Below are 26425 nucleotides of genomic sequence, written 5' to 3' on the forward strand. Positions count from 1 at the left end.
CCCCTTTTTAAGGGGGGGGCCGACCGCCCCGTCGGTCCCCCGCCGGGCCATCCCAATCAATGCGTGGAGGCTTTCCCCCCCGCGGGGGGGGGGGGCGCCGACGCGGTGCCCCCCGCCGACAAGCATCCGTCCGGCGGGGCGTCGGTACCCGCGCCCAGGAAGCCGTCCGACGCTCCGGCCGGCGGCCCGGGACGCAGTCGCCGGAGCGTGACCGGCACCCGCCGGGTCATCGCGGCGCTCTTCCTGGCGCCCGCGCTGGTGCTGCTGGGCGCGCTCGTGGTCTATCCGATCGCGTACTCCGTCTACCGGTCGTTCTTCGACCAGGCGGGTACCGGCTTCGCCGGATTCGACAACTACAAGGCACTGTTCACGGACGACACCATCCGTACGGCGATCAAGAACAACGCGATCTGGGTCGTGTTCGCGCCGACGGTCTCCACGGCCCTCGGGCTGATCTTCGCCGTGCTGACCGAGCGCATCCGCTGGGGTACGGCGTTCAAGCTGGTCGTCTTCATGCCGATGGCGATCTCCATGCTCGCCGCCGGCATCATCTTCCGGCTGGTGTACGACGCGGCCCCGGAGCGCGGGGTCGCCAACGCCGTGTGGGTGGGCGTGCACGACACGTTCGCCGAGTCGGCGGGCTACCCGAAGGCGCATCCGCTGCCCGTCCACCCGCTGAGGGCGGGCGGTGGCGGTTCGTTCGTCACGAAGGCGCCGGTACGGGCCGGGCAGCCGGTGCAGTTGCCGCTGGTCGGTGTGGCACCGGCGAAGATGCCGTCGAGCGCGAAGCCCGCGAAGGCCGCCGCCGCGGAGCCCGGGAAGGTCACCGGTACGGCGTGGCTGGACTTCACCAAGGGCGGCGGCGGCAGCCCCAACGTCATCGACGCCAAGGAGCTGGGGCTCAAGAGCATCAAGGTCGAGGCGGTCAAGGACGGCAAGGTGGTGGCCTCGGCGACCGCGCGCGCGGACGGTACTTTCACCCTGCCCGCCGCGGCCGACGGCGCCGAACTCCGGCTCCCCGCCTCGAACTTCAAGGAACCGTACAACGGGGTCGAGTGGCTCGGCCCGACCCTCGTCACCCCGGGGATCATCGGCTCCTACGTCTGGATGTGGGCCGGGTTCGCGATGGTGCTGATCGCCGCCGGCCTGGCGGGTCTGCCGCGTGAACTCCTCGAAGCGGCCCGGGTGGACGGCGCGAACGAATGGCAGGTGTTCCGCCGGATCACGGTGCCGATGCTCGCACCCGTGCTCTCCGTGGTGCTGGTCACGTTGATGATCAACGTTCTGAAGGTCTTCGACCTGGTCTTCATCATCTCACCGGGGTCCTCGCTGGCCGACGCGAACGTGCTGGCGCTCCAGCTCTACCGCTCCTCGTTCGGTACGGACGCCGACCTCGGGATCGGCAGCGCCATCGCCGTACTCCTGCTGCTGCTGGTACTCCCGGTGATGTACGTCAACATCCGCCGGATCCGGAAGGAGGGGCGCCGATGACGACAGCGTCGAACACGGCAACGAGCACGACCACCGGACCGGTGAAGGCCGAGCGTTCCCTCGGCGCACGCATCGCGGCTCGCGCCGGCGGCGGGGTGATGCGGGTCTTCCTCATCCTGGTGGGCCTGTTCTGGCTGATGCCGACCGTCGGGCTGCTGTTGTCCTCGCTACGCAGCGCGGACAACATCGCGTCGAGCGGCTGGTGGAAGATCTTCACGGCCCCCTCGCAGCTCACCTTCGACAACTACGCGCGACTGCTGGACAATTCGACCATCACCCACTCCCTCCTCAGTACGGTCATGATCACCGTCCCGGCGACCGTTCTGGTCGTCGTGATCGGTTCACTGGCCGGATACGCCTTCGCCTGGATGGACTTCCCCGGCCGCGACTGGTGGTTCCTGGTGGTCGTGGGGCTGTTGGTGGTGCCGGTACAGGTCGCCCTCGTCCCCGTCTCCAAGCTCTTCGGCGCGATCGGGATCTTCGAGACGACCTTCGGCGTGGTCATCTTCCACACGGCCTTCGGCCTGCCCTTCGCGATCTTCCTGCTGCGGAACTTCTTCGCGGAGATCCCGCGGGAGCTGCTGGAGGCGGCCCGGCTCGACGGGGCGGGCGAGATCCGGCTCTTCACCCGGGTCGTGATGCCGCTGGGCGGTCCGGCGATCGCCTCACTCGGGATCTTCCAGTTCCTCTGGGTGTGGAACGACATGCTGGTCGCGCTGATCTTCGCGGACTCCGGCTCCCCGCCGATCACGGTGGCGCTGCAGCAGCAGGTACGGCAGTTCGGCAACAACATCGATGTGCTGGCGCCCGGCGCCTTCGTGTCGATGGTGATTCCGCTGGCGGTCTTCTTCGCCTTCCAGCGCCAGTTCGTCTCCGGCGTGATGGCGGGCGCGGTGAAGTAGTACGCACGCAGTTTCAATGCGCACAGCTGTACGTCAAACACAGGGTGGTCCTGTTCACCGCAACAGGACCACCCCACCTGCACTTTCACAGATTTGCCACATTTTGACGTAACTCTGTCACTCCATCGGCCGTTTGCGGACCGCCCACACGCGCTGCGAACGCCCCCTGGATGTGATGTGCCCCGGTTCAGTGTCATCGTGCCCGCGTACCGGGTCCAGGCATATCTGCACGAGAGCCTGGACTCGGTGCTCACCCAGTCCTTCGAGGACTTCGAGCTGATCGCGGTCGACGACTGCTCCCCCGACGCCTGTGGCGCCGTCATCGACGAGTTCGCCGCCCGGGACCCCCGGGTGCGGGCCGTGCACCTGCCGGAGAACGTGGGCCTGGGCCGGGCCCGCAACGCCGGGATCGCACAGGCCGCCGGTGACTATCTGATCTTCCTGGACAGCGACGACACCCTCGCCCCCGGCGCCCTGCGGGCCGTCGCCGACCGGATCGGGGCGACCGGGGAACCGGACGTCCTGGTCTACGACTACGCCCGTACGTACTGGACGGGCGAGAGCGTACGCAACACCTTCGCCGAGCAGCTCGACGAGACCGGCCCCGCCACCTTCACGCTCACCGGCCGGCCCGGGCTGCTGAAGGTCCTGATGGTCGTCTGGAACAAGGCGTACCGCCGCGCGTTCGTCGAGGCCGAGGGGTTCGCCTTCCCGCCCGGCTACTACGAGGACACCCCGTGGACCTACCCGGTGCTGATGGCCGCCCGCTCGATCGCGGTCCTCGACCGGGTGTGCGTCGGCTACCGGCAGCGGCGCCGGGGCAACATCCTGGCCACCACCAGCCGCAAGCACTTCGACGTCTTCGAACAGTACGACCGGGTCTTCGCGTTCATCGACGCCCGCCCCGAACTCGCGCCGTGGCGGCCGGTGATCCACCGCAGGATGCTCGACCACTTCTGCACGCTGTTCACCGCCCGGGGCCGGCTGCCGCGCGACAGCCGCGCCGAGTTCTTCCGCCGGGCCCGCGCCCACTGCGCCCGCTACCGCACGCCCGGCGCCCCCGTCCCGCGCCGCGCCCGGCTGCGCCACGGCCTGATCCGGCTGGGTGCGCACCGCACGTACCGTGCGCTGTGGACCGCGCAGTCGCTGCTCGGCCGGGTGCGGAAGGCCGGTGGCGCCGTCCGCCGGGTGCTGCGGGCCGCCGCCCTCCAGGCGTACTACCGCGTCCAGTTGCGGCTGCCCGTCCAGGCGGACCGGGCCGTGTTCGCCGCGTACTGGCACGGCGGGTACGCCTGCAACCCGGCGGCGATCGAGGCGAAGGCCCGCGAACTGGTCCCCGGCCTGCGGACCGCCTGGATCTGCCGCCCGCAGGACGCGCACACCGTGCCCACCGCGACGCACCGGATCGCCCCGGGGACATACGGCTACTGGCGGGCGCTGGCCCGCTCCGGGTATCTGGTGAACAACGTCAACTTCGACCGGCGGCTGGTCAAGCGACCCGGCCAGGTGCTGCTCCAGACCCACCACGGCACCCCGCTCAAGACCATGGGCCTCGATCTCCAGGACCGGCCGGCCGCGGCACGCGGGATGGACTTCGGGCAGCTGCTCACCAATGTCGACAAGTGGGACTTCTCCCTCTCCGCGAACCGGCACTCCACCCTCGTCTGGGAGAAGGTCTATCCGTCGGCCTCCACGAGCTGCGCGACGCTGGAGTACGGGTATCCGCGCAACGACATCTACCAGCGGGCCACCGCCGGTGACGTGGCGCGGCTGCGCGCGTCGCTCGGCATCCCCGAGGGCGCCCCGGCCCTGCTGTACGCGCCCACGCACCGCGACTACCGGCGCGACCGGCAACCCCTGCTCGACCTGGCACGGCTGCTGCGGGTCCTCGGCCCGGGCTGGGTGATCCTCAGCCGCGCGCACTACTCGTACGGGGCCGTACCGGTCCACGAGCCGCACCCGCGGATCATCGACGTCGGCGGCCACCCCTGCGTCGAGGCGCTCGCGCTCGCCTCGGACGCGCTGCTCACGGACTACTCGTCGCTGATGTTCGACTACGCCAATCTGGACCGGCCCGTCGTCATCCACTGGGGCGACCGCGAGGCGTACGAAGCGGCCCGCGGCACCTACTTCGACCTGCGCGCCTGCCCGCCCGGCGCGATCGCGCACAGCGAGGACGAGCTGCTGGACATCTTCGCGACCGGCCACTGGTGCGGCGCCCGCTCCGCCCGGCTGCGCGCGGCGTTCCGGGAGCGTTTCTGTCCGTACGACGACGGGCACGCGGCGGAGCGGGTGGTGCGCCGGGTCTTCCTGAGCGACACCGCCGTGCGACCGCCCGCGATCCCGCCGGCCGGGCGGCAGCCGGTACCGGCGGCGGGCCGTCCGGCGCAGGTCCCGGGAGCGCTCCCCGCGCCTGCCACCGCCACCGTCCCCGCGGACCGGCAGGCGTCCGCGGGCCTCGGCCTCGCCGGCTCCCGGCCGGCCGACCGCCCCTGACGGCGCCCCTCCCCCGTCTCCCTCCCCCGAACCCTCAAGAACCGCTGTCCGAGAAAGAGCCCGTATGCCCCGGCTGAGTGTCATCATCCCCGTCCACCGCGCCCGAGGGCAGTTGCGCGAGTGCCTGGAGTCGGTGCTCAGCCAGTCGTTCACGGACATCGAGGTGATCGCGGTCGACGACGGTGCGCCGGACGGTTCGGGGCTGCTCCTCGACGAGTTCGCCGGCCGGGACAGCCGGGTCCAGGCCATCCATCTGCCCCCGGGGGCGGACGCGGACGGGCGGCGCAACGCCGGGGCCGAGCGGGCCGTGGGCGACTATCTCCTCTTCCTGGAAGGCACCTTCGTCCACCTGCCGGGCGCCCTGCGGGCCGTCGCCGACCGGCTGGACGCCGCCGGTGACCCCGAACTGCTGCTGTTCGGCCACCACAGGCGCCCGTTCCGGGGCCGCCTCCGGCTGACCCGGTCGCTGGAGCTGCTCGGCGGACTGCCCGCAGACCGGCTCACCCTCGCCGAGCACCCCGTCCTCCTGGACATCGCGCCGGTCTCCTGGAACCGCGCCGTACGCCGCACCCTCCACGAGGGCGAGAAGCTGGCCTTCGGGCCGGGGCCGCACGGCGAGCGGATGTACGCGCTCCAGACCCTCGCCGCGGCGGAGTCCGTCGCCGTACTCCCCACCGCCTGCGTCGAACACCGCGGCGGGCGCCACCGTCATGTTCCGGCCGACGGGTCGGACAAGGAAGGTGGCTCGACACCGCACGAGCTCGTCGACGCGTACGCCGCTCTGATGGAGTTCGTACGGGACCGGCCGCCGCTGCGCTCCGTGCGCCCCCTGCTCTTCGAGCGGGCCGTCCAGGAACTCCTCGCCGGATACCCGTCGGTGCCCCGGCGACGCAGGCGCTACGTACGGTCCGTGGCCGCGTTCGTCCGCGCGCACCGGCCCGAGGGGCACCGCTTCCCGGGCGGCACCAAGGGCCTGCGACCGCGGCTGTTGGGCGGCGGCCGGTACACCGCGCTCGGCACCCTCGACACGGTCCTGGCCATGCGCCGGAGCCTGCGGGCGGCGCCCGGCGCGGTCCGGACGTGGGCCGGGCTCACCCTCGCCTCGCGCTACTACTGGTGGCAGCGCCGGCTCCCGCTGGACCCCGGGCTCGCCGTCTACACCGCCTACTGGAACCGCGGGGTGAGCTGCAATCCGGAGGCCGTCTTCCGCAAGGCCCAGGAGCTGGCCCCGCAGGTGCGGGGCGTGTGGGTGGTGTCGAAGAACCACCTGGACGCGGTGGACCGGGGCATCGACCACGTGGTGCCGGGAACCCGCCGCTACTGGCGGCTGCTGGCCCGGGCGACGTACTTCTTCAACAACGTCAACTTCCCCGACCACCTGGTCAAACGCCCCGGCCAGATCCATGTGATGACCCACCACGGCACCCCGCTGAAGATCATGGGGCTCGACCAGCAGGACTACCCGGCGGCGGCCCAGGGGCTGAACTTCGACCGGCTGCTCCAGCGCGTCGACCGGTGGGACTGGAGCGTCTGTGCGAATCCGCACTCCACCGAGGTGTGGGCCCGCGCCTATCCGGGCGCCGCCCGGTCCCTGGAATCGGGATACCCGCGCAATGACGTCTTCGCGACGGCGACGGACGAACGGATCGCACAGATCCGCGAGGGCCTCGGCATCCGGCCCGGCCGGCGCGCCATCCTGTACGCGCCGACGCACCGCGACTACGAGGCGGCGTTCACCAGCCGGCTCGATCTGGTCCGGTTCTGCGAGGCGCTCGGCCCGGACACCGTGGTGCTGGTCCGCGCCCACTACTTCTACGAGGGGGCCGGGCTGCCGGAGCACCCTTCGCTCCTCGACGTCTGCGGCCATCCGCGGATCGAGGAACTGTGCCTGGCGGCGGACGCGCTGGTGACGGACTACTCGTCGGTGATGTTCGACTACGCCCATCTCGACCGCCCGATCGTGGTGCACGCCCCCGACTGGGAGACGTACCGGACGGTCCGCGGGGTCTGCTTCGACCTGCTGTCCGGGAAGCCCGGCGACACCCCCGGCGCGGTCTCCACCGACACGGACGAGCTGGCCCGGATCTTCCTCGACGGCAGCTGGGAGAGCCCGGCGAACGAGGCGCTGCGGGCCGCGTTCCGGGCCCGGTTCTGTCCGTACGACGACGGCCGGGCCGCGGAGCGGGTGGTGCGGACGGTGCTGCTGGGGGAGAGTGCGGCTCCAGGCCCGTCCGACGGCGTGTCCTCGATCGCCGGACGGGCGTGAATCTCCTCAGCGTTGCCGGCCGACCATCACCGTGACGAGGCCGATGACCACGAGCAGCGAGCCGCCCCAGGTCCACATCGAGGTCCGCTCGTGCAGCACGGTCGCCCCGGCCAGCACGATCAGCAGATACCCGAGGGCGTTGAACGGGTAGGCGATGGACAGCGGCACCGTGGCCAGGGTGGTCATCCAGGCGAGGGCGGACACCGCGAAGACCACCAGGCCGAGGACGACCCACGGGCTGGTCGCGGCGCGCAGGGCGACGGAACCGCCGCCCTGCGCGGCGGCGGCCGCGGCACCCTTCATCCCGTGCTTGAGCATGATCTGCCCGCCCGCCGACGAGAACACGGCGAACAGCAGCAGCATCAGACTGGGGAGGGTCACGGCCTTGCTCCTGACTGCGGCGACCGGGGTCTCGGACTCCGGGACGGGGATGGGACGGGGGACGGGGGCCTCACACGCCGACCTGGTCGGCAGCGGCGTACCGTCGGTTGAGGATGTCCTGTACATCGACGTGCTCTCCAGCGATGATCGTCTCGGCCGCGTGCGGGGTGAGCAGGGCGACGTGCTGATAGCCGAACAGCGTCGGCCGGATCCGGGTGAGCAGCTTCGACATCCCGCCGAGGACCGCGGGGAGCGGTCCACCGCCGAGGAGCGCCCAGAACGGGGCCCCGGTGGAGGCGATGTGGAGGACGTCGTAGCCGGCGTTCCTGACCGTGCGGCGCAGACTGGCCCGGGTGAAGAAGCGCAGATGCGTCTCGTCGAGGATGCCGCGCCGGTCGTAGTCGAAGACTCCGAGCGCGACCCGCAGCCTGGAGTACCAGTGGCTGAAGTTCGGTACGGAGAGCAGCACATGGCCGCCGGGCCGCAGCACGGTGGCGACCTCGGCGAGCACCCGCTCGGGGCGGGAGAGGTGCTCGATGACGTCGCCCGCGACCACGTAGTCGTAGTCGGCGCCGATCTCCAGGGGCAGCCCCTCCTCCAGGTCGGCGAGGTGGAAGCGGGTGCATTTCTCGCGTACGCCGGGGACTTCGACGTAGTCCACGCCCGTCACCTCGTGGCCGAGGGCTTCGAGGCGCTGCGCGAACAGGCCGCCGGAACAGCCGAGATCGAGGACCCGGCCGGGCGGGAGGCCGCGCATCTTCTCCAGGATGACGGCGTGCGAGGAGCCGTCGCCCTCCTTGAACGCGTACTCGACGGGTTTGGGAATCCAGGCGCAGGTGCCGAACCCCTTGACGGCGAGCCGGTATTCGAGAACGTCCTTGACGACGTCCTTCGCGTACTTCATGCCGTTGACGTAGCAGATCTCGTCGCCGTAGTAGGTGGGAACGGGGATCTCCTTGATCCGCATTCCTTCGTTGAGCAACTGGACGATGATCTGGGTGTCGAAGTCGAACGCGTCGGTGTTGCGGTGGATCGGCAGCTTCTTGAGTGCGGCGACGCTGTAGGCGCGGTACCCGGAGTGGAATTCGGAGAGCCGCGAGCCGAGAAGGGCGTTCTCCAGGCGGGTGAGAATGCGGTTGCCGAGCCATTTGTACATCGGCATGCCGCCCTTGAGCGCGGATCCGGATTTCATCATCCGTGAGCCGAACACGGCCTCGCATTCGCCGCGTTCGATCGGTGCGACCATGTCGGGCAGGAATTCGGGGGCGTACTGCCCGTCGCCGTGCAGCAGCACGATGATGTCGAGTCCGTGTTCGGCGGCCAGCGCGTATCCGGCCTTCTGGTTCCCGCCGTAGCCGAGGTTCTTGGTGTGCCGCATCACCACCGTCCGCGGCATACCCTCCGTCTGCGACCAGCGGCAGCCCGCGGTGAAGGTCGCGTCATGGCTCGCATCGTCGAGAATGAGGACCTCGGCGACCTTGGACCGGAAGTCTTCCGGAATGCGGTCGAGGGTCCTCTCCAGTGTCGTCTCGGCGTTGTACGCGACCACCAGGATGCCGATCCTGGGGCTCGGGCTTTCCTTCACGGGGCGTTCTCCAGTTGTGCTCGGGGCTCGGCGAATCGGGGCTCGGGAAGGGCGGTCAGGTGATGGCGGAGCCGGTGGGGTGCGAGGTGCGGGGCGCCTTGACCAGGGGCCGCTCGGCGCAGGATCGCGGGGGTACGGCCGCCGGCGCGGCGAGGATCTTGCGGATTCCGCTGAGGAGACCGGCGGCGAGGACGAACCAGCCGGCCTCGCCGAAGTGCAGCACCGTTTCGCTCCAGCGCACGGCCGACCGCCCGTGGTAGCCGAGGACCGCCGTCAGGCCGAGCAGGCAGCTGTACGCGGCGCCTTCCCAGAACCCGATGACGAACAGCCCGGCGGCCGCCCAGGTCAGGTACTGGAGCGCGGACGCGGTGGAGAGCAGCAGCAGGAGGCCCATCGTGACGCCGACGACACCGGGCAGTTGCGCGGGCCGCAGCCAGGCGAGCCAGACCCCGGCTGCCACGCAGACCAGCACGAAGAGGAAGTGACCCTCACCCTGGACGAAGGTGATGAAGGACTGCGGCAGGCCGAGCGCGTCGGCGAACCGGACGATGCCCCAGAGGCGGTAGCTGCCGCCCGCGTACTCCAGGACGTTCTCCGTGAGGTTCTGCGGCACGGTCACCAGGACCGGCCCCCAGACAAGGGCGATCAGGGCGGTGAACCCCGCGGTGAAACGGAGGAGTGCGGGCCGGCCGGCCCGCAGCGCGACGACGAACAGCGCCGGGATCACCACCACCGGGATGAACTTGACGCTGATCGAGAGCGCCGCGCCCACTCCGGCGGCCAGTGGTGACTTCCGGTCGACGAGCAGATGGGCGGCGGCCAGGGCGAACGTGACGGCGACCGCGTCGGTGTTGCCGTGGTAGCCGGAGGTGGCGATCAGTACGGGGCTGAAGGCGACGCCCACACCGCAGGCGACCGCCGTGCCGAGGGAACCGCGCCGCCGCACGATCTCGAACACGATGAGCGCGCAGCAGAAGTCGGCGATCGAGGCGGGCGATCTAATCAGCGTTCCGAACGGAATTCCGAGTTCGGAGAGGTCGTTCAGGCCGAGGAGCATCCAGCCGGCCAGGGGCGGATGGTTGTAGACGGGAAGTCCCGGCAGCGGCTGTTCGTAGATCCGAATGGGGCCGTATCGCACGATGGCCCGGGCGAAACCGTGAAAGATCCGCACATCGGCCGGGCCCGGCATATTCGCCGCGATCAGCATTCGGGTCAGGAGCCCGATGGCCGCGGCGACGAGCACCACCGCTCTCGCCCGCCGCACGTCCCAGGTTTCACATCGCATTCGGATTCCCATGAAAACAGAACGTAGCAACCCCGGGACGTTGAGTGACGCATCGTCGGCCGCACGTACGGGGCTCACGACGTCGAAGCCCTGCGCATGTGCGCAGACGTCCGAAGCCCCGCATCACTCGAACGGTTCAGACGGCGCCTCTTGTCCCGGGCCGTTCGGGGCCGGTCAGGGCCGGGCGAGGTCCTGGAGCATCCGGTCGACCACGCCCGCCGCCGCGTGTCCGTCGTCCAGGTCGCAGAAGTCCCGGCGAAACGCCTCGTACGCCTGCCTGTGTCTCCTGGTCGCCCGCTCCGGGTCGCGCAGCGCCTCGATCAGTCCGGCGGAGCCCGGGATCAGCGGGCCGGGGGCGCGGGCCTCGAAGTCGAAGCAGAAGCCGCGCAGCGTATCGCGGTAGTGCGCCAGGTCATGGGTGTGGAAGAGCATGGGGCGGCCGGTCTGGGCGAAGTCGAACATCAGTGAGGAGTAGTCGGTGACCAACGCGTCGCTGATCAGCATCAGCTCCCCGACGTCCCCGTAGCGCGAGACGTCACGGACGAAGCCGCTGCCACTGTCCGGCAGCCGGTCGGTGACCAGATAGTGGCGGCGCACCAACAGGACGGTGTCCGCGCCGAGTTCGCGTTCGGCGGCGGCCAGGTCGAGTCGCAGGTCGAGGGCGTAGCGGCCGCCGCCCTGCGGCCGGTCCTCGCGCCAGGTCGGCGCGTACAGCACGACCCGTTTGGTCACGGGGATGCCGAGCCTTTCCCGTACCGACGCGGCGACCTTGGTCCGGTCGCAGGCGTGGAACAGGTCGTTGCGGGGATAGCCGCACTCCAGGACCTCGCCCCGGTAGCCGAACGAGCGCCGCAGGACGGGGGTGGAGAAGCGGTTCGGGGAGACGAGGACGCTCCACTGCCGGGCGCGCTGCTCGATGGTGGCGAGGTAGGCGGCGTTGGCGCAGGCGGTGCCCGTGAGGTCGAGGCCGATGCGTTTGAGAGGGGTGCCGTGCCAGGTCTGGACGACGCACTGGCCCTCGCGCCGCTCGAACCACTCCGGCAGCTGGGTGTTGGTGACGACGTGGCGGCTGGTGGCCAGCGCGTCGTACCAGGCGGTGGAGCCGTGTTCGACGGCCGTGACACCCGCCGGGACACGGGCCTGCTGGTCGCTCACCACCCACAGGTGCTCCGACGCGACACCCCTGCGGACCATTTCCTCATGGATGGCGCGCGGTGAGTCGGAGTACTGGCGGCCGTCGAAGCTGCTGTACAGCACGGTGTCGCGCAGCGGCGCGGTGCGCCGTCGGCTCCGGTACGCCTCGCGCAGCAGCCGCTTGCCGCGTGCGCCGCGTTCCGCGGGGGTGAGCACCGAGGCGCAGTTGATCAGCAGTTGGTCGTGGAAGCGCCGTTCGACGAGGTACTTCCGGCCGGTAAGGGTGCGGGCGGCGGGCAGGGTGCGGTGGGCGGCGGCCGGGATGCGCAGCGGGGCGTCGTACGCGTCGTCCAGGGCGCCCTTCTCGCGGAGGAAGAGGTACCAGTGGCCCTGGCCCAGCGGCAGTCTCCCGCCCGGTCCTTCGACGGCGTCCGGCCGGAGCGCGGCCCTGAACCGACGGGTTCCGGCCGCGCCGGAGAAGGCCAGCGGGAAGGCCGCCTCCTCGCCGTGTCCGCTGTGCCGGGCCACCAGCTCGACGGGGCGGTCCGGGTCCTCGGGGAAGGTGCCCTCCAGGAGGAGTCGTCCGTCCTCCGTCCAGGTCGCCAGGTCGACGGCGGGCTGCACGGTGCGGTCGCTGATCAGCAGATTGCCGCGCGAGCTCGCGGTGAGACCGAGTTCGCGCCGCCGACCGTCGGCGCCGTCCAGCGGGTAGCGGCCCGGCAGTACGGGCCCGGGCACGTCGATCGGCGTCCTGCGCCCGTCCGGACCGACGAGATGCAGGCTGTACGGGAGCTGCGCGGGCGCCGCCCCCTCCCCCGCGCCCGCGCGGGCGTCGGCGAAGGCGCCGAGCTGGACGTGGGCGGTGAAGCGCCGCCATCCCGCCGCCGACGGCACGGCCCCCTCCTGGACGGTCACCGGGCAGTCGAAGGAGGTGCCGGAGGCCCGGTGGGTGAGCGCGAGACGCAACGGGCCCCTGCCGAGGCGGTCGCGGATCATGCCGTCGACGACCACGATGCCGGGACCGTCGCCCGTGCCGCCCGCGCGGTGCGTCTCGAAGCGGGCGTCGATCCGCTCGGCGTGCAGCACGAGTCGGCCGTCGTCGAAGGCGGGCACGATCCGGTGGTCGCCGTCGGGGCGGTGCACGGGCGGCGGTGCGGCCGCCTCGTCGGTCGAGAGGCCGGAGCGGCGCAGCATGCCGTGCCCGGCGATGCCGATCTCCAGGCGCCAGGTGAGCCGTTCGGGACTGCCGTCGGCGTCGATACGGAGCCTGGCCGGGTCGATGACGGTCTCGAAGCCGGAGCGGTCGTAGTCGTGCAGGCTCTGCCGGGACCGGGCGGTGGCCTCGGGCTCGGCGACCGTGCGCAGCCGGAGCGGCACCACATGCCGGCGCCCCGCCCGCAGCCACCCGGCCCGGAACTCGCCGCCGCGCGAGGTGGCGGGCAGGTTCCGGATGTAGGCGTACCCCTTGAGGTGCAGTCGGCCGCCCTGCCAGTGGGCGTCCCGCAGCCGGGCGGTGAGCGGCAGGTCCCGGTCGGTGACCCGCAGCACCGGGGGCGGCACGGGCCGGGTGAGCGCCGGGAAGGCGGCGCTGCGGCGGCGCAGGCCCCGTACCGCGAAGGCTCCCGGCTCGGCCTTGTCGTGGGCGAGCAGCGCCAGCAGTTCGTCGGCCCGCCGTTCGCGCACCAGGTGCCACATCAGCCGCAGCCGCAGCGGGAGCGCGTCCAGGACCGCGGGGTCGACCTGGTCGGTGAACTCGTTGGCGTACGTGAGGAAGGCGCGCCGGTACTCCTCGTCGCCCTCGGGCAGCGCCTCCATGAAGTACCGCAGGTCATGGGCGAGTACGTGGGCCTCGTAGCGCCGTTTGTCGGTGGCGCCGCGGTGCTCGTCGAGGAAGGTGGCGACGCCCAGCACGTGCGAGGCCCGGTCCTGGATGCCGCGGACGACGGCGCGACGCGCGGTGATCGAGCCCGGGCGGTCGCGCCAGTGGTAGACGGCGTCCTTCAGCACGTCGACGGAGCGGGCCAGGAAATGGGCGGGCAGGACGACCGGGATGTCCTCGTAGAGGGCGCCGACCGGGAAGGCGAATGCGTGCTCGTCCCAGAAGGACCGGCGGAAGACCTTGTTGCAGGCGATCCGGTCGGCGGCGAGGTCCCAGTCGCGGGAGATGTGGGTGCGCAGCCGGGTCGTCGCCATCGGCTTGCGGAAGTTGGGTGACTGCTGGAGCCTGCCGGAGGACCGCAGCCGCAGCACGTTGCCGGACGCGAGGTCCGAGCCCGTCTCGTCCAGGGCGCCGAGAAGGAGTTCGTACGCGCGGGGCGGGAGCACGTCGTCGCTGTCGACGAAGGCGAGATGGCGGGCGCCCGGGTCGCAGTGGCGGACCCCGGTGTTGCGGGCGTGCCCGAGTCCGCCGTTCTCCTGGCTCACCAGCCGGAACCGGCCGTCCTGTGCGGCGAACCCGGCGGCCAGGGCCGCGCTGTTGTCGGTGGACCCGTCGTCGACCATGACCACCTCCAGGTCGGCCATGGTCTGCTCCGCGAGGGACTTCAGGCAGTCCGTCAGATAGAGCTCGACGTTGTGGACGGGTACGACGACACTGAGCCGTGGCGGCATGTTGAGCACGTCCGTTCATCCGGGGCCTGGTTGTCCGTAGGGCTCAACCCCGTGACGGGCCGGGGGTCACCGGTTGCGGTCTCTCCCGAACGGGTGACATCGGCCGCGCCGGGCTTACGGCCTCACCAGGTCGTTACTCGCCGCCGCCGAGGAACAGCCGCCGCACCACGCGCTCGGCCGCGTGCCCGTCGTCGTACGGGCAGAAGCGCTCCCGGAACGCCGTCCGCAGCTCCGCCGTCCGCGCCGAGCGCCACTCGCCCGTCCTGAACAGTTCCAGCAGTTCGTCGTCGGTGGTGGCGACCGCGCCCGGGGTGTCGCCGGGGCGTCCGGAGAGCAGGTCGAAGTAGGTGCCGCGCGAGGCCCGGTAGGCGGCCCAGTCCGGGACGTGGCTGATGATCGGGCGGTCCAGGCAGGCGTAGTCGAACATCAGCGACGAGTAGTCGGTGATCAACGCGTCGGAGACCAGGCAGAGTTCCTCGACGGACGGGTGGCCCGTCACGTCCACCACCCGGGCGCTGTCCGGCGCCGCCGAGCGGCCGTAGAAGTAGTGCGCGCGGACCAGCACCACGTACTGCGGCCCGAGTTCACGGGTCAGCCGGTCCAGGTCGAGGTGCGGGACGAAGCCCTTGCGGTAGTCGCGGTGGGTCGGCGCGTACAGCAGCACCGTCCGGTCCGGGTCGAGGTGGAGGCGCTGCCGGATCGCCGCGGTCCGCTCGGGGGTGGCGGCGAAGAAGACGTCGTTGCGCGGGTAGCCGAGGTTCAGATGCTCGTATCCGGACGGGTAGACCCGGTCCCAGATCTCCGTGGTGTGCGGATTGGCGGACAGCGAGAAGTCCCACTGGTCGGCGTGGGCGACGATCTTCTCGAAGCTGATGCCGTTGGTGAGGGCGGGGTAGGCGCGCTGGTCCAGGCCCATGGTCTTCAGCGGGGTGCCGTGGTGGGTCTGGAGATAGCGCTGTCCGGGACGTTTGGTGAAGCCGCCGGGGAAACTGGAGTTGTTGATCAGGTACGTGGCGGTGGCCATGACCCGCCAGTACGCGAGGGAGCCCTCGATGACGTACCGGACGCCCGGCGGCATGCGGTCGCGGTACCGGGACGAGACCACCCAGACGCCCTGGATGTGCGGGGCCAGTTCGAGGGCCTTGGCGTGGATCGCGGCCGGGTTGCAGGCGACGCCCCGGTTCCAGTAGGCGCCGTACACCGCGAGGTTCGGGTCCAGGGGGCGCAGCAGGTCGGCGCGGTAGGCGGCGCGTGTGAGGCGGGCCCGGAGCGTCTTCTTGCGGCGGCGCAGGGCTTCCCGGGTGCGGGTACGGCCGGTGCGGGCGGCCTCCAGGGCACGGTGGACGGTGTAGCTGCCGGGGAGGTCCGCGGCACGGTGGAAGGCGGCGCGGTCCTCGGGGGCGATCCGGCCGGGGTCGGCGAGGACGGTCCGCAGATGGCGGGTGCGGGCGGCCCGGATCCGCGGGTCGTGGCCGGTCGCGGCGAGCAGCCGTTCGTACGCGTCGAGGATCGCGAAGTGATGGCGTCCCGGCGTGGTGGCGAAGGTGCCGGTGCGGCGGACGCGGTGACGGACGCAGATCCGGTCGAGGGTGTCGAGCGTGCCCGCGTCGGAGGCGAGGAGGGTGGCGCTCAGGACGGGGAGGACGTCCTCGTAGGGGCCGTCGGTGAAGCGCAGGCCGTGCGCGCTCCAGAAGGCGCGGCGAAAGAGGCGCGGGGTGACGGTGGAGAAACCGTCGGGGACGGCTTCCGGGGGCGCGACGCTGCCCCACCAGTCGATCCGGTCGTGTCCGAGGAGGAGCACGTCCGGTTCGCTCCCGGCCAGCCGGGCGGTGATCGCGTCCACGGCGCCCGGTCGCAGCAGGTCGTCGCCGTCGAGAAAGAGCAGATACCGGCCGCGCGCCTCGGCCGCCCCGGCGTTGCGGGCCGGACCCGCGCCGCGGTGCTCGGGAAGGGTGAGTACCCCGGCCCTCGGGTCGCGCGCAGCGAACTCGGCGGCGATCTCGGCGCTGCCGTCCCGCGAGCCGTCGTCGACGACGAGCAGCTCCAGCTCACCGGAGCCCCGGCCGAGCACGGACTCCAGCGTCGCCCTGAGATATCCCTGAGCGCGGTGGACGGGCACGACAACACTGAGGAGCATGGCAGCCGAGCGTAATCGCGCACTCACCGCGCACCGAATCGCGTGTTCACCCGTTCGGGGCAGTGCCGGTGACCCGGGGCGTCCGCCCCGGTTGACCTGGCATGAAGCCGCGCCTCAGTGTCGTCGTCCCGGTCCACAACGTCGAGGACTATCTGGAGGACTGCCTGCGCTCGGTGGCCGAACAGTCGGTCGCCGACATCGAGGTGATCCTCGTCGACGACGGTTCGACGGACGGCAGTACGGCCATCGCCCGGGAGTTCGCCGCCCGCGACCGCCGCTTCCGCTATGTCCGCCGGCCCAACGGGGGGCTGAGCGCGGCCCGTAACACCGGCGTGCGGCACACCACACAGGGCGTGCCGTATCTGGCCTTCGTCGACAGCGACGACATCGTCGTCCACGACGCCTACGCGCGGATGCTGGCCTCGCTGGAGTCGACCGGCTCCGACCTCGCGACCGGCAACGTGTGGCGGCTGACCGAGCAGGGGCGGCAGCAGGCCTGGCAGTACCGGTGGCTGACCGCCACCCGGGCGCGCACCCACATCAGCCGCGATCCGCGGCTGCTCGCCGACCGGGTCGCCTGGAACAAGGTGTTCCGGCGCTCCTTCTGGGACCGGCACGCCTTCGCCTTCCCGGAGGGGAAGCTGTACGAGGACACCCCGGTGATGATCCCGGCCCACTTCCTCGCCGGCTCGGTCGACGTGCTGCACGAGCACGTCTACTACTGGCGGGTGCGCGAGGGGTCGATCACCCGGCGGCGTACGGATGTGCGAGGGGTACGGGACCGGATCGCGGCGTGCGAGCAGGTCAGCGCGTTCCTGGCGGCCCGGGGCGGGGTCGGACACGGCGGTGCGCGGCGCCGCTACGACCTCTCGTGCCTGCGCGACGACTTCGTGTACTTCCTGGAGGGGCTCACCATGGGCGGGCCCGCGTACCGGGAGGCGTTCATGGCGGACGCGGGGGCGTTCCTGGACCGGATGGAGCCGATGGACGGGGCGGCCGGGCCGGGCCGGGCCGTGGCGCACGAGCTGCCGGTGGAGCTGCGGATCAAGTGGCGGCTGGTGCAGGAGCGCAGACTCGCGGAGCTGCTCGCCGTGCTCGCCTTCGAACGGGCCAATGGCGCCGGAACGTTCCTGGTGGGCGGTGTGCCGGGGCGGCGGCAGGCCGGATTCCCCGGCATTCCGGACGCCCCCCGGCTCGCCCGTGCCGATCTCCCGGCCGTGGCACGGCTGTTGGAAGCACAGTGGGGCGACGACGGAAGGCTGCGGCTGCGCGGTTACGCGTACATCCGCAATCTCCCGGCCGCGTCGCCGCGCCACTCGCTGAAGGTGGGCATGGTGCGCGCGACCCGTGGCCAGCAGCTGCGGACGGTGCCGGTACGAAACGTTCCCGCACCCGAGGCGACCATCAACTCCGGTCAGCAGCTGCACAGTTACGATCACTCGGGCTTCGAGCTGACGCTCGACCCGCGTCGGCTGCGGCCCGGCGGCTGGCTGGTGGGCATGATGGTGGCCGCTCATGGCACGGTCCGCCGGGTGGCCGTGCGCGCCGTGGACGCGGGGGCCGTCCAGCCGCACGTCCGGGACCTGGGCGACGGGCGGCGGGCCGTGCTCGACTACCTGGGCGGGCGGCTCCGGCTGACCCTGACGCAGCTGCCGGCCCGGTGCGAGGACCGTCGCATCGGCGAGGAGCTGGTACTGACCGGCCGGCTGTACGGGAGTGCCCGGCCGAAGGCCCTGGTACTGACCTGCGACGGGGTGGCCGACCAGGAGTTCGGCCACCCCGTCGAGTGCCGGGCGGACGGGCGTTTCACGGTACGGATTCCGCTCGCCGACCTCGTCGGGATGGCGGCCGCGCCTGCGGCACCGCACCGGGCGCCGCGCGAGGTCGAGCCGGAGCCCGGCGGGCAGTGGCGGGCGCGGCTGGTGCTGGCGGACGGGTCGCGGGTGCCGCTGGCCGCGGCCCCGGAGGTGGCGCCGCCGGTGGTGGCCGACGCGGCGGGCGAGCTGGTGCTGGACCTGAGCGGGCAGCCGTGCGCGGACGGGGCCGCGTGGACGTCGGACGGGGCGCTGCGGGTGGAGGGCGTGACCGGCGCCGGGACGGACGTACGGCAGGACGAAGGGCCGGCCCACCTCGTGCTGCGGCACGAGGTGCTGCGCGAGACGGTGTCCGTTCCCGTCACCCACCACGAGGAACGGCGCGCGGGGGCGTACGAGGGGCGCCGATTCACCGCGTTCCTCGCACCCTCGGTGGCCGCCGGGCTGCCCGAGGGCCGCTGGGACGCGTATCTGGGTGGCCGGCCGGTCCGGGTGCTGACCGCGCTCGCCGCCCGGCTACCGCTCCGCCGCACGGGCGCGGACGCCAACACTCCCGCCGCCGAACGGGAGTTCGCCCTGGACCGCCGGTTCGGCGACCGGTTGACCGTACGGTCCGGGCCGGTCCTCGCGGTCTCCGAACAGGGCGCGTATCGCCGGGCCGAACTGCGCCGCACGCACTACCCGGCCCGACGCGCGCAGCCGCTGCGGGACACCGTCCTCTACACGGGCGGCGACTCGCCCCGCGCCGTCCACGCCGAACTGGTGCGCCGGGGAGTGGAGTCGCAGCAGCTCTGGGTCACCGACGGGCTCCACGGCCACATCCCCCCCACCGCCGTTCCGGTCGTCGAGCACAGTGCCGCCTGGTACGAGGCGCTGGCGAGGTCCCGCCGGATCGTCACCGCCGACCAGCTGCCCGAGTGGTTCGAGCGGCGGCCCGGCCAGATCGTCGTGCAGACCTGGCACGGCACCCCGCTCGGCCGCTTCGGCACGGATCTGGACGGCACCCTGTACGCGGACCACCACGAACTCGCCTCGCTGCCGCGCCGGGCGGCCCAGTGGTCCGTCCTGGTATCCCCCAGCCGCCACTCCACCCCGCTGCTGCGCCGCGCGCTCGGCTACGGGGGCGAGGTCCTGGAGGCGGGATCCCCGGCCAACGACCTGCTCTTCTCGGCCGACCGGGCCAAGACCGCCGACCGGGTCCGGCGCCGGCTCGGCATCCCGGACGGCCGCCGGGTCGTGCTGTACGCGCCGACCTACCGTGACCAGCTGGCCCACCCGCCGGGCGCCGACGGCGAGCGGCCCCGCTACCGGTGGGATCCGGCGCTCGATCTGGCCGCCCTGGCCCGGTCCCTCGGCGACGGACACACCCACACCCTCCTGGTGCGGCGCCATCCGCGAGTGACCGGGAGCGTGCCCGAGGGTCACGGCGTACGCGACGTGTCGGCGCACCCGGACACCGCTCAGCTGCTGCTCGTCGCGGATGTGCTGGTGACGGACTACGCGGGGCTGATGTTCGACTACGCGCACACGGGACGCCCGATGCTCTTCCACACCTACGACCTGGAGCACTACCGCGACACGGTGCGCGGGTTCTGCCTGGACTTCGAGACCCGGGCGCCGGGGCCGCTTCTCGTCGGCACGGACGAGATCGCCGGGGCCCTGCGCGACGCCGGCGCCCTGACCGCGTCGGCGGCCCGGCATGCGGAGGCGTACAAGAGTTTCCGCCAGGACTTCTGCGACCTGGACGACGGCGGGGCGGCGGCGCGGGTCGCGGACCGGCTGCTGGCCGAGTAGTTCACCAGGTGACGGCGGCCGGGTCGACGACGGCGCGGCGGCCGTGGATCACGCCCTCGCGTTCGAGGTCGCGCAGGCGGCGCCGGCAGGGAGAGAGGCTCAGCTGTACGCGCGCGGCCGGTTCGGTGAAGACCCGGCCCTCGGCGGCCCGGGCGGTCACCCGGGTCTCCGGTGCCATGATGATCGCCATCGGCGGGTTCCTGCTGAGGGAACGCCTGGCCGGCTGACCCGCCCCACCCCGTACCCGGACCATGACGCCCGTCGAAGGAGAGCACGTGGAAGACCGGACGCAGCAGGAAGAGGCGGGCCCCGAGGTGCGAAAGCGCGTCCGGGCAAGCTTCGACCGCCAGGGGCTGATGAGCCACCTCGGTGCACGCATATCCCGCATCGCGCCGGGCCGCGTGCACATCGTGCTCCCGAGCCGGCCCGAAGTGACCCAGCAGCACGGCTACTTCCACGCCGGCGCCACCAGCGCCATCGCGGACAGCGCCGGCGGCTACGCCGCGTACACGCTGTTCCCCGAGGACTCCGAGGTACTCACCGTCGAGTACAAGATCAACCTCCTGGCACCCGCCATCGGCGACCACATCGAGGCGGTCGGCACCGTCCTGAAGTCCGGACGCACTCTGACCGTCTGCCAACTGGAGGTGCACGGCGTCCAGGACGGCCGGCGAAAACTCGTCGCCAACGGGCAGCAGACACTGATCCGGGTGAACCGGCCCGAGCAGTGAGCTCGCAGTCACCGCCGTCCCTGATGACCCGACGCCAACCCCCATGCTCGCCGCCCGGGAACGGCAGTACCTACCCGGCCCGGTTCCTGAGCGCGGCGACGGCTGACGCGGCCAGGTCGTCGAGGTAGCCCTTGGGCAGCGGGGTGCGGACGACGGCGAGCCGCCAGTAGAGCGGACCGACGATCAGGTCCAGCGCACGGTCCGGGTCGCTGTCCTCGGGCAGGTCGCCGCGCGCCACGGCGTCCCGTACGACGACGGCGGCGATGCCCTGCTGCGGGTCGAGCAGGGCGGCCTTGATCGTGTCGGAGATCTCCGGACTGCGAGCCGCCTCGACCAGCAGGTCCGGGATGACCTGCGAGGCGACGGGATGGCGCAGGGCGTAGGCGGCCAGTTCCAGTACGGCGCGGACATCCCCGTACAGCGAACCCGTGGCCGGAGCCGGCATGCCCTGGACGGCGACGGCCGAAACCAGGTCGAGGACCAGGGCCAGCTTGGACTTCCAGCGGCGGTACACGGCCGTCTTGCCGACGCCCGCCCGCCGGGCAATGCCTTCGATCGACATCCGGGCGAAGCCCACCGCGGCCAGTTCCTCGAAGACGGCGCTGCGAATCGCATCGGTGACGTCCTCGCGCAGCACAGCGGCTCCGGCGGGGACACGGCGGCGGGTTCCCGGGTCGGTGGTCATGGCCGAATCATAGTCCGTCACGACGAAACGGTTGCGTTGCGACGTGGAGCGCCCTACCCTCGGCGTTGCGACGATACGGTTCCGTCCCGTCGGTCGTCGTGTTCCCACCCTCCCGTCGAAAGCGATCGTGGTGAGCCAGACAACAACCTCAGCGGCCCCGGCCGACACCCCCGCCGGTACACCCTCCCCGGTGTACGCGCCGGGCGAACTGGCCGCGCTCGCCGCCCGCCACGGACTGGCAATGAGCGGGGCCCGGCCCTCGCTGGTCGCATACATCCGGCAGCTGTGGGGGCGGCGGCACTTCATCACGGCGTTCGCCACGGCCAAGCTGACCGCGCAGTACAGCCAGGCGAAGCTCGGCCAGATCTGGCAGATCATGACCCCGCTGCTGAACGCGACGGTCTACTACTTCATCTTCGGCGTCCTGATGAACACGAAGCGCAACGTCGAGGACTTCGTTCCGTTCCTCGTCACCGGCGTGTTCATCTGGACCTTCACCAGCAGCTCGATCACCGCGGGCACCCGTGCGATCAGCGGCAACCTCGGCCTCGTGCGGGCGCTGCACTTCCCGCGCGCTTCGCTGCCGATCGCGCTGGCCCTCCAGCAGCTCCAGCAACTGCTGTTCTCGCTGGGTGCGCTGGTGCTGATCCTGGTGGGGTTCGGGCAGTTGCCCAAGCCGTCCTGGCTGCTGGCGGTTCCGGCGCTGTTCCTCCAGGCCGTGTTCAACACCGGCGTCTCCATGGTGGTGGCGCGGCTGGCCGCCCGGACGCCGGACATCGCCCAGCTGATGCCGTTCATCCTGCGCACCTGGATGTACGCCTCGGGCGTCATGTGGAGCGTCGACACGATGCTCAAGGGGGACCGGGTTCCGCACTACGTGATGGTGATGCTGGAGTGCAATCCGGCCGCCGTCTTCATCGACCTGATGCGGTTCGCGCTCATCGACAGCTTCGGCGCGTCCCATCTGCCGCCACACGTGTGGGCGATCGCCGCGGGCTGGGCGCTCGTGTGCGGGGTGGGCGGCTTCGTGTACTTCTGGCAGGCGGAGGAGCGGTACGGACGTGGCTGACAACCTGGCCGGCAACCCGGCCGACACCGATGAGCGGGTGCCGACCGTCGTCGTGGACGACGTGCACATCACGTACAAGGTCAACGGCGCCCGTACCGGAAAGGGCAGCGCCACCTCGGCGCTCAGCCGGATCGTCTCGCGCCGGCAGACCCCCGGGGTGCGCGAGGTGCACGCGGTGAAGGGGGTGAGCTTCGCAGCGTACAAGGGCGAGGCCATCGGCCTGATCGGTTCCAACGGCTCGGGGAAGTCGACGCTGCTGAAGGCGATCGCCGGCCTGCAGCCCACGACGAAGGGCCGGGTGCACACCCAGGGCCAGCCCTCCCTGCTCGGGGTGAACGCGGCACTGATGAGCGATCTGACCGGCGAGCGCAACGTCGTGCTCGGCGGCCTCGCGATGGGGATGACCCGGGCCGAGATCCGCGAGCGCTACCAGGGGATCGTCGACTTCTCCGGCATCAACGAGAAGGGCGACTTCATCACCCTGCCGATGCGGACGTACTCCTCCGGCATGGGCGCCCGGCTGCGCTTCTCGATCGCGGCCGCCAAGAGCCATGACGTCCTCCTGATCGACGAGGCACTGTCCACCGGCGACGCCAGGTTCCAGCGGCGCAGCATGGAACGGATCACCGAGCTGCGCAAGGAGGCCGGCACGGTCTTCCTGGTCAGCCACAGCAACAAGTCGATCACCGAGACCTGCGACCGGGCGATCTGGCTGGAGGCGGGGACCCTGCGGATGGACGGTCCGGCCGACGAGGTCGTGGCCACGTACGAGGAGTTCACCGGCAAGAAGTAGTGGCGCGGGAACGAGCGGCGCGGGAACGAGCGGCGCGGGCGGCGGGCCCGGTGGTGCGTACGGTCGGTACGTACGGGGCGATAAACTCCCGTGCCGCACAACAGGGTTGACCGGACATGGCGCAGGGGGACAGATGTGGGACGCCGTACCGGGACCGCTGCGGGCCGACGACTCGCGGGAGATCTCCGGTTACGCACTGCGGGCCCGGGTGGGCGAGGGCGGGATGGGTACCGTCTACCTCTCGCACACCCGCGGCGGCCACCCCGTCGCACTGAAGGTGATCCGCCGGGAGTACGCGCGGAGCCCGGCGTTCCGGGAGCGGTTCGCCCGTGAGGTGGCCGCGGCCCGCCGGGTCTCCGGCTACCACCTGGTGCCGGTCGTCGACCACGACGCCGAGGGGCCGCTGCCCTGGCTCGCCACCCACTACGTCCCCGGCCTGCCGCTGGACACCGTCCTCGACGCGTACGGGCCGCTGCCGACGGCCGCCGTGCTCCGGCTGACCGGCTGCCTCGCCGACGCGCTGCACGCCGTCCACACCGCCGGGGTCATCCACCGCGACATCAAACCCGGCAACCTGCTGCTCGCCGCGAGCGGCCCCTGGCTGCTCGACTTCGGCATCGCACGGCCGGCCGGCACCCGCACCCTCACCACTGCGGGCCGGCTGGTCGGCAGCCCGAAGAACATGTCGCCCGAGCACGCGCTGGGCAGACGGCTGACGCCCGCATCCGACGTGTTCACGCTCGGCCTGCTGGCCGCCGAGGCCGCCACCGGACAGCATCCGTACGGACGCGGCCACGGTCTCGCCGTCGCCGCCCGCATCGCGGGCACCGACCGTGAACCCCCGTGCCTCGACCACCATCCGGAGCCGCTGCGCCGGGTGCTCGGGCTCTGCCTGGCGGCCCGGCCCGAGGACCGCCCCACGGCCGCGGACGTCGCCGAGCTGTGCCGCCGGGCACTCGGCACGGACGAAGGGCGGGAGCCGCGGGACTTCGACGGCTGGCTGCCGGACCCGGTTGCCTCGGCCGTGGCCCGGATCGAGACGGCGACGCGGCCCCGCCCGTCCTCGTACACCCCCACCTATGTGCCGACGGCACGTGATCCGCTGGCCGTCGACTGGCCTCGGCGAGTGCGGCGAACGCCCGGCGCGGACTGACGAATTGACGGCCCGGCATCTGTCGTAGGCTCCTTCCGGTCAGATTCGGCCGTGAGAGCGGGGGGCTCCCATCAGTACCGGCGTCGGCGACATACTCACACCTCTGGGCCCGGACGATCCGCGCGAGACCGCCGGATACCGGCTGCTCGCACGCATCGGCGAGGGCGGCATGGGCACCGTCTATCTTTCGCACACCCGCGGCGGCCAGGCCGTCGCGCTGAAGCTCATCCGCCGCGAGTTCGGCGACGACCCGGAGTTCCGCCTCCGGTTCGAGCAGGAGGTGCAGGCCGCCCGCCGGGTGCAGGGCTATCACCTGGTGCCGGTGGTCGACCACGACACCTCCGGCCAACAGCCCTGGCTCGCCTCGGTGTTCGTCCCCGGCATGGCACTCCATTCGGCGCTGGACAGCTACGGACCGCTGCCGCTGCCCACCGTCTTCCGGCTCGTCGGCTGTACGGCACAGGCACTCACCGCCATCCACGCGGCCGGGGTCGTGCACCGCGACCTGAAGCCCGGCAACATCCTGCTCGGCGCGACGGGCCCGTACGTCATCGACTTCGGGATCGCCCGGGCCGCCGACGCCACCCAGCTCACCCGCAGCGGCGGACTGATCGGAACCCCACAGTTCATGTCGCCGGAGCACGCGCTCGGCGAGCAGGTCGGAACGGCCACCGACGTCTTCTCGCTCGGCCTGATCGCGGCCCTCGCGGCGACCGGCCGCCATCCGTACGGGACGGGCGGGGCGCTGACCGTCGCCGCCCAGATCGCCAACACCGAACACCGGCCGCCCCGGCTGGACGGCTATCCGCAGGAGCTGCGTCCACTGCTGGAGCGCTGCCTGGCCGCCGATCCGGGAGCGCGCATCACCACGGCCGAACTCGCTGCCCTGTGCGAGCGGTCCGCGGGCCGGCCGTTGCGCGAATCCGATGGCTGGCTGCCGGAGCCGCTCGCCGCGGAGATCGCCCGCCGCGAGCGGGTGGCGCAGCGGCCCCAGCAGCCGACGGCACCCACGTACCCGCCGGGCACGGTCCCGTCGGCGACCGGCACCACCGGCCCCGCCGACCCGGTACCACCGGGCGCACAGGCCGGATACGCGACGACCCTGCCGCCGTCCGACCGGCCCACCATGCCCCACCAGCCGCCCACGTACATACCGCCACAGCCCGGCTACCCCACCCCGCCGCCGCCGGCGCCCGGCCCGGCACCGGCGACGGCACCCGCCGCGAAGTCCCGGGGGCCGGTGCGGGTCGCGGTGGCCGCCGGGGTCGCGCTGCTACTGGTCGCGGGGACGTGGGTGATCGCCACCCGCGTCAACGACAAGGGCGGCGACACCTCGCACGCCGACGACTCACGCGACGACCGGCCCTCGTCCCGGGAGCCCGATCCGAAACCGTCGGACTCCGCCTCGTCCGGATCACCTGCCCAGCAGAGCAGCTACAAGGTGATCTTCAAGGACCGGCCGTTCGCGCTGCGGGCGCCCGCCGAGCCGAATGTCATCGGAGTCGATCTCGACGAACCGCGGGTCGCGGGCCCCGGCGAATTCACCGACAGTGACGACGAGTTGGAGCTGAGCGAGGTATCGGGCGGCAGCTGGGAATTCCGCACGCCGATGGGCAAGAGCACCGGACCGACCCCCCAGCAGTGCTTGCAGGGCTCGCAGTCCGACGTGCTGCCGTCCGAGATCAGGGAGAAGGAACTCCAGCGCGGCCAGACCCTGCCGGTGGGCACCCGGCTCTGCACGGTGACGTCCGACGGCAATCTCGCCATGCTGAAGATCACCAAGGTGGAGAAGCGCGCCACCAACGATCTGCCGGACTACTTCACCGAACTCACCCTGTGGCAGCAGTAGGCACACCGCCGCTGCGGCTCCACAGCCGCAGCAGCACCCGCTCCGCGGGCTCCCTCCGTGACGGCAGCGCTGCCGCCCGCGACCGGGCGGCGGCGGGCAGCCCGTAGCCGGTGATCAGCCGGTGCAGTACGGGAGACGGTCCCGGCAGCATCAGCAGTTCGCCGAGCAGCCGGGCGTCGGCGGGCGGCGTGTCGGTGGCGGGCGGCCATCGGGTCCGTGCCCGGTATGAGGGCGGGGCGGCCACCGGGCA

Annotated in this window: 17 protein-coding genes and 1 pseudogene; 10 read left to right on the forward strand and 8 right to left on the reverse strand. The window is 71.8% G+C overall.

All coding sequences use genetic code 11. The annotated features are described in order from the left end of the window. Positions 1-207: 207 nt before the first annotated feature. The 4 genes from ACFU8Q_RS18175 to ACFU8Q_RS18190 all read left to right on the forward strand — a co-directional run bounded on the left by ACFU8Q_RS18175 (position 208) and on the right by ACFU8Q_RS18190 (position 7155). Positions 208-1491 (forward strand): carbohydrate ABC transporter permease, encoded by a 1284-nt coding sequence (locus ACFU8Q_RS18175; RefSeq protein ID WP_384454547.1) that lies wholly within the window; start codon positions 208-210, stop codon positions 1489-1491. After that, positions 1488-2393: a carbohydrate ABC transporter permease gene (locus ACFU8Q_RS18180; protein ID WP_384454550.1), complete on the forward strand. Its 906-nt coding sequence runs from the start codon at positions 1488-1490 to the stop codon at positions 2391-2393. Before ACFU8Q_RS18175 ends, ACFU8Q_RS18180 begins: the two co-directional genes overlap by 4 nt. 177 nt (positions 2394-2570) lie before the next feature. Further along, a complete protein-coding gene (locus ACFU8Q_RS18185; RefSeq protein ID WP_384454553.1) occupies positions 2571-4889 on the forward strand; it encodes a CDP-glycerol glycerophosphotransferase family protein in 2319 nt (772 codons plus the stop codon). Between the two features lie 64 nt (positions 4890-4953). Beyond that, complete coding sequence (locus ACFU8Q_RS18190) at positions 4954-7155, forward strand: CDP-glycerol glycerophosphotransferase family protein (RefSeq protein WP_384454556.1); 2202 nt, start codon at positions 4954-4956, stop codon at positions 7153-7155. Positions 7156-7161: 6 nt separating this feature from the next. Here ACFU8Q_RS18190 and ACFU8Q_RS18195 read toward each other — a convergent pair whose 3' ends face one another. The 5 genes from ACFU8Q_RS18195 to ACFU8Q_RS18215 all read right to left on the reverse strand — a co-directional run bounded on the left by ACFU8Q_RS18195 (position 7162) and on the right by ACFU8Q_RS18215 (position 16287). Further along, a complete protein-coding gene (locus tag ACFU8Q_RS18195) occupies positions 7162-7536 on the reverse strand; it encodes a hypothetical protein (protein ID WP_384454559.1) in 375 nt (124 codons plus the stop codon). Positions 7537-7606: 70 nt separating this feature from the next. Beyond that, positions 7607-9121, reverse strand: a complete 1515-nt coding sequence (locus tag ACFU8Q_RS18200; protein WP_384454562.1) for a methyltransferase domain-containing protein — start codon at positions 9119-9121, stop codon at positions 7607-7609. A 55-nt stretch (positions 9122-9176) separates the two neighbouring features. Then, positions 9177-10385, reverse strand: coding sequence for a glycosyltransferase 87 family protein (locus tag ACFU8Q_RS18205; RefSeq protein WP_384454565.1), 1209 nt, complete (start codon positions 10383-10385; stop codon positions 9177-9179). Between the two features lie 195 nt (positions 10386-10580). Next, a complete protein-coding gene (locus ACFU8Q_RS18210) occupies positions 10581-14150 on the reverse strand; it encodes a CDP-glycerol glycerophosphotransferase family protein (RefSeq protein WP_384454593.1) in 3570 nt (1189 codons plus the stop codon). A gap of 133 nt (positions 14151-14283) precedes the next feature. Then, positions 14284-16287, reverse strand: a complete 2004-nt coding sequence (locus ACFU8Q_RS18215) for a CDP-glycerol glycerophosphotransferase family protein (RefSeq protein ID WP_384454569.1) — start codon at positions 16285-16287, stop codon at positions 14284-14286. A gap of 101 nt (positions 16288-16388) precedes the next feature. On the opposite strand from ACFU8Q_RS18215, the gene ACFU8Q_RS18220 reads away from it, so the two are divergent. Further along, positions 16389-19895 carry a CDP-glycerol glycerophosphotransferase family protein gene (locus ACFU8Q_RS18220; protein ID WP_384454572.1) on the forward strand — a complete coding sequence of 1169 codons (3507 nt, stop codon included), beginning with the start codon at positions 16389-16391 and terminating at the stop codon, positions 19893-19895. Between the two features lie 10 nt (positions 19896-19905). Here ACFU8Q_RS18220 and ACFU8Q_RS18225 read toward each other — a convergent pair. Further along, positions 19906-20073: pseudogene (locus tag ACFU8Q_RS18225) on the reverse strand (winged helix-turn-helix transcriptional regulator); the annotation flags it as partial. Positions 20074-20170: 97 nt separating this feature from the next. On the opposite strand from ACFU8Q_RS18225, the gene ACFU8Q_RS18230 reads away from it, so the two are divergent. Further along, positions 20171-20626, forward strand: coding sequence for a PaaI family thioesterase (locus ACFU8Q_RS18230; protein WP_384454575.1), 456 nt, complete (start codon positions 20171-20173; stop codon positions 20624-20626). A gap of 70 nt (positions 20627-20696) precedes the next feature. Here the strand turns inward: ACFU8Q_RS18230 and ACFU8Q_RS18235 are convergent, their stop codons facing one another. Beyond that, positions 20697-21311, reverse strand: coding sequence for a TetR/AcrR family transcriptional regulator (locus ACFU8Q_RS18235; RefSeq protein WP_384454578.1), 615 nt, complete (start codon positions 21309-21311; stop codon positions 20697-20699). A 127-nt stretch (positions 21312-21438) separates the two neighbouring features. Here ACFU8Q_RS18235 and ACFU8Q_RS18240 point away from each other — a divergent pair, with 127 nt between their 5' ends. From ACFU8Q_RS18240 to ACFU8Q_RS18255, 4 genes are all read left to right on the forward strand, one after another. After that, complete coding sequence (locus ACFU8Q_RS18240; RefSeq protein ID WP_384454581.1) at positions 21439-22380, forward strand: ABC transporter permease; 942 nt, start codon at positions 21439-21441, stop codon at positions 22378-22380. Next, positions 22373-23173, forward strand: a complete 801-nt coding sequence (locus ACFU8Q_RS18245) for an ABC transporter ATP-binding protein (protein WP_384454584.1) — start codon at positions 22373-22375, stop codon at positions 23171-23173. The genes ACFU8Q_RS18240 and ACFU8Q_RS18245 overlap by 8 nt, the downstream gene beginning before the upstream one ends. Before the next feature lie 133 nt (positions 23174-23306). Further along, entirely contained in the window at positions 23307-24326 is a 1020-nt protein-coding gene (locus ACFU8Q_RS18250) for a serine/threonine-protein kinase (protein ID WP_384454587.1), read from the forward strand. Between the two features lie 142 nt (positions 24327-24468). After that, entirely contained in the window at positions 24469-26175 is a 1707-nt protein-coding gene (locus tag ACFU8Q_RS18255) for a serine/threonine-protein kinase (protein ID WP_384454597.1), read from the forward strand. Here the strand turns inward: ACFU8Q_RS18255 and ACFU8Q_RS18260 are convergent. Next, positions 26156-26425, reverse strand: a 270-nt coding sequence (locus ACFU8Q_RS18260; RefSeq protein WP_384454590.1) for a hypothetical protein, incomplete at its 5' end; no start/stop codon positions are given. The two genes, ACFU8Q_RS18255 and ACFU8Q_RS18260, sit on opposite strands and share 20 nt — an antisense overlap.

The organism is Streptomyces sp. NPDC057543, from assembly GCF_042801895.1.
In the GTDB taxonomy this organism is placed as follows: Bacteria; Actinomycetota; Actinomycetes; order Streptomycetales; family Streptomycetaceae; genus Streptomyces.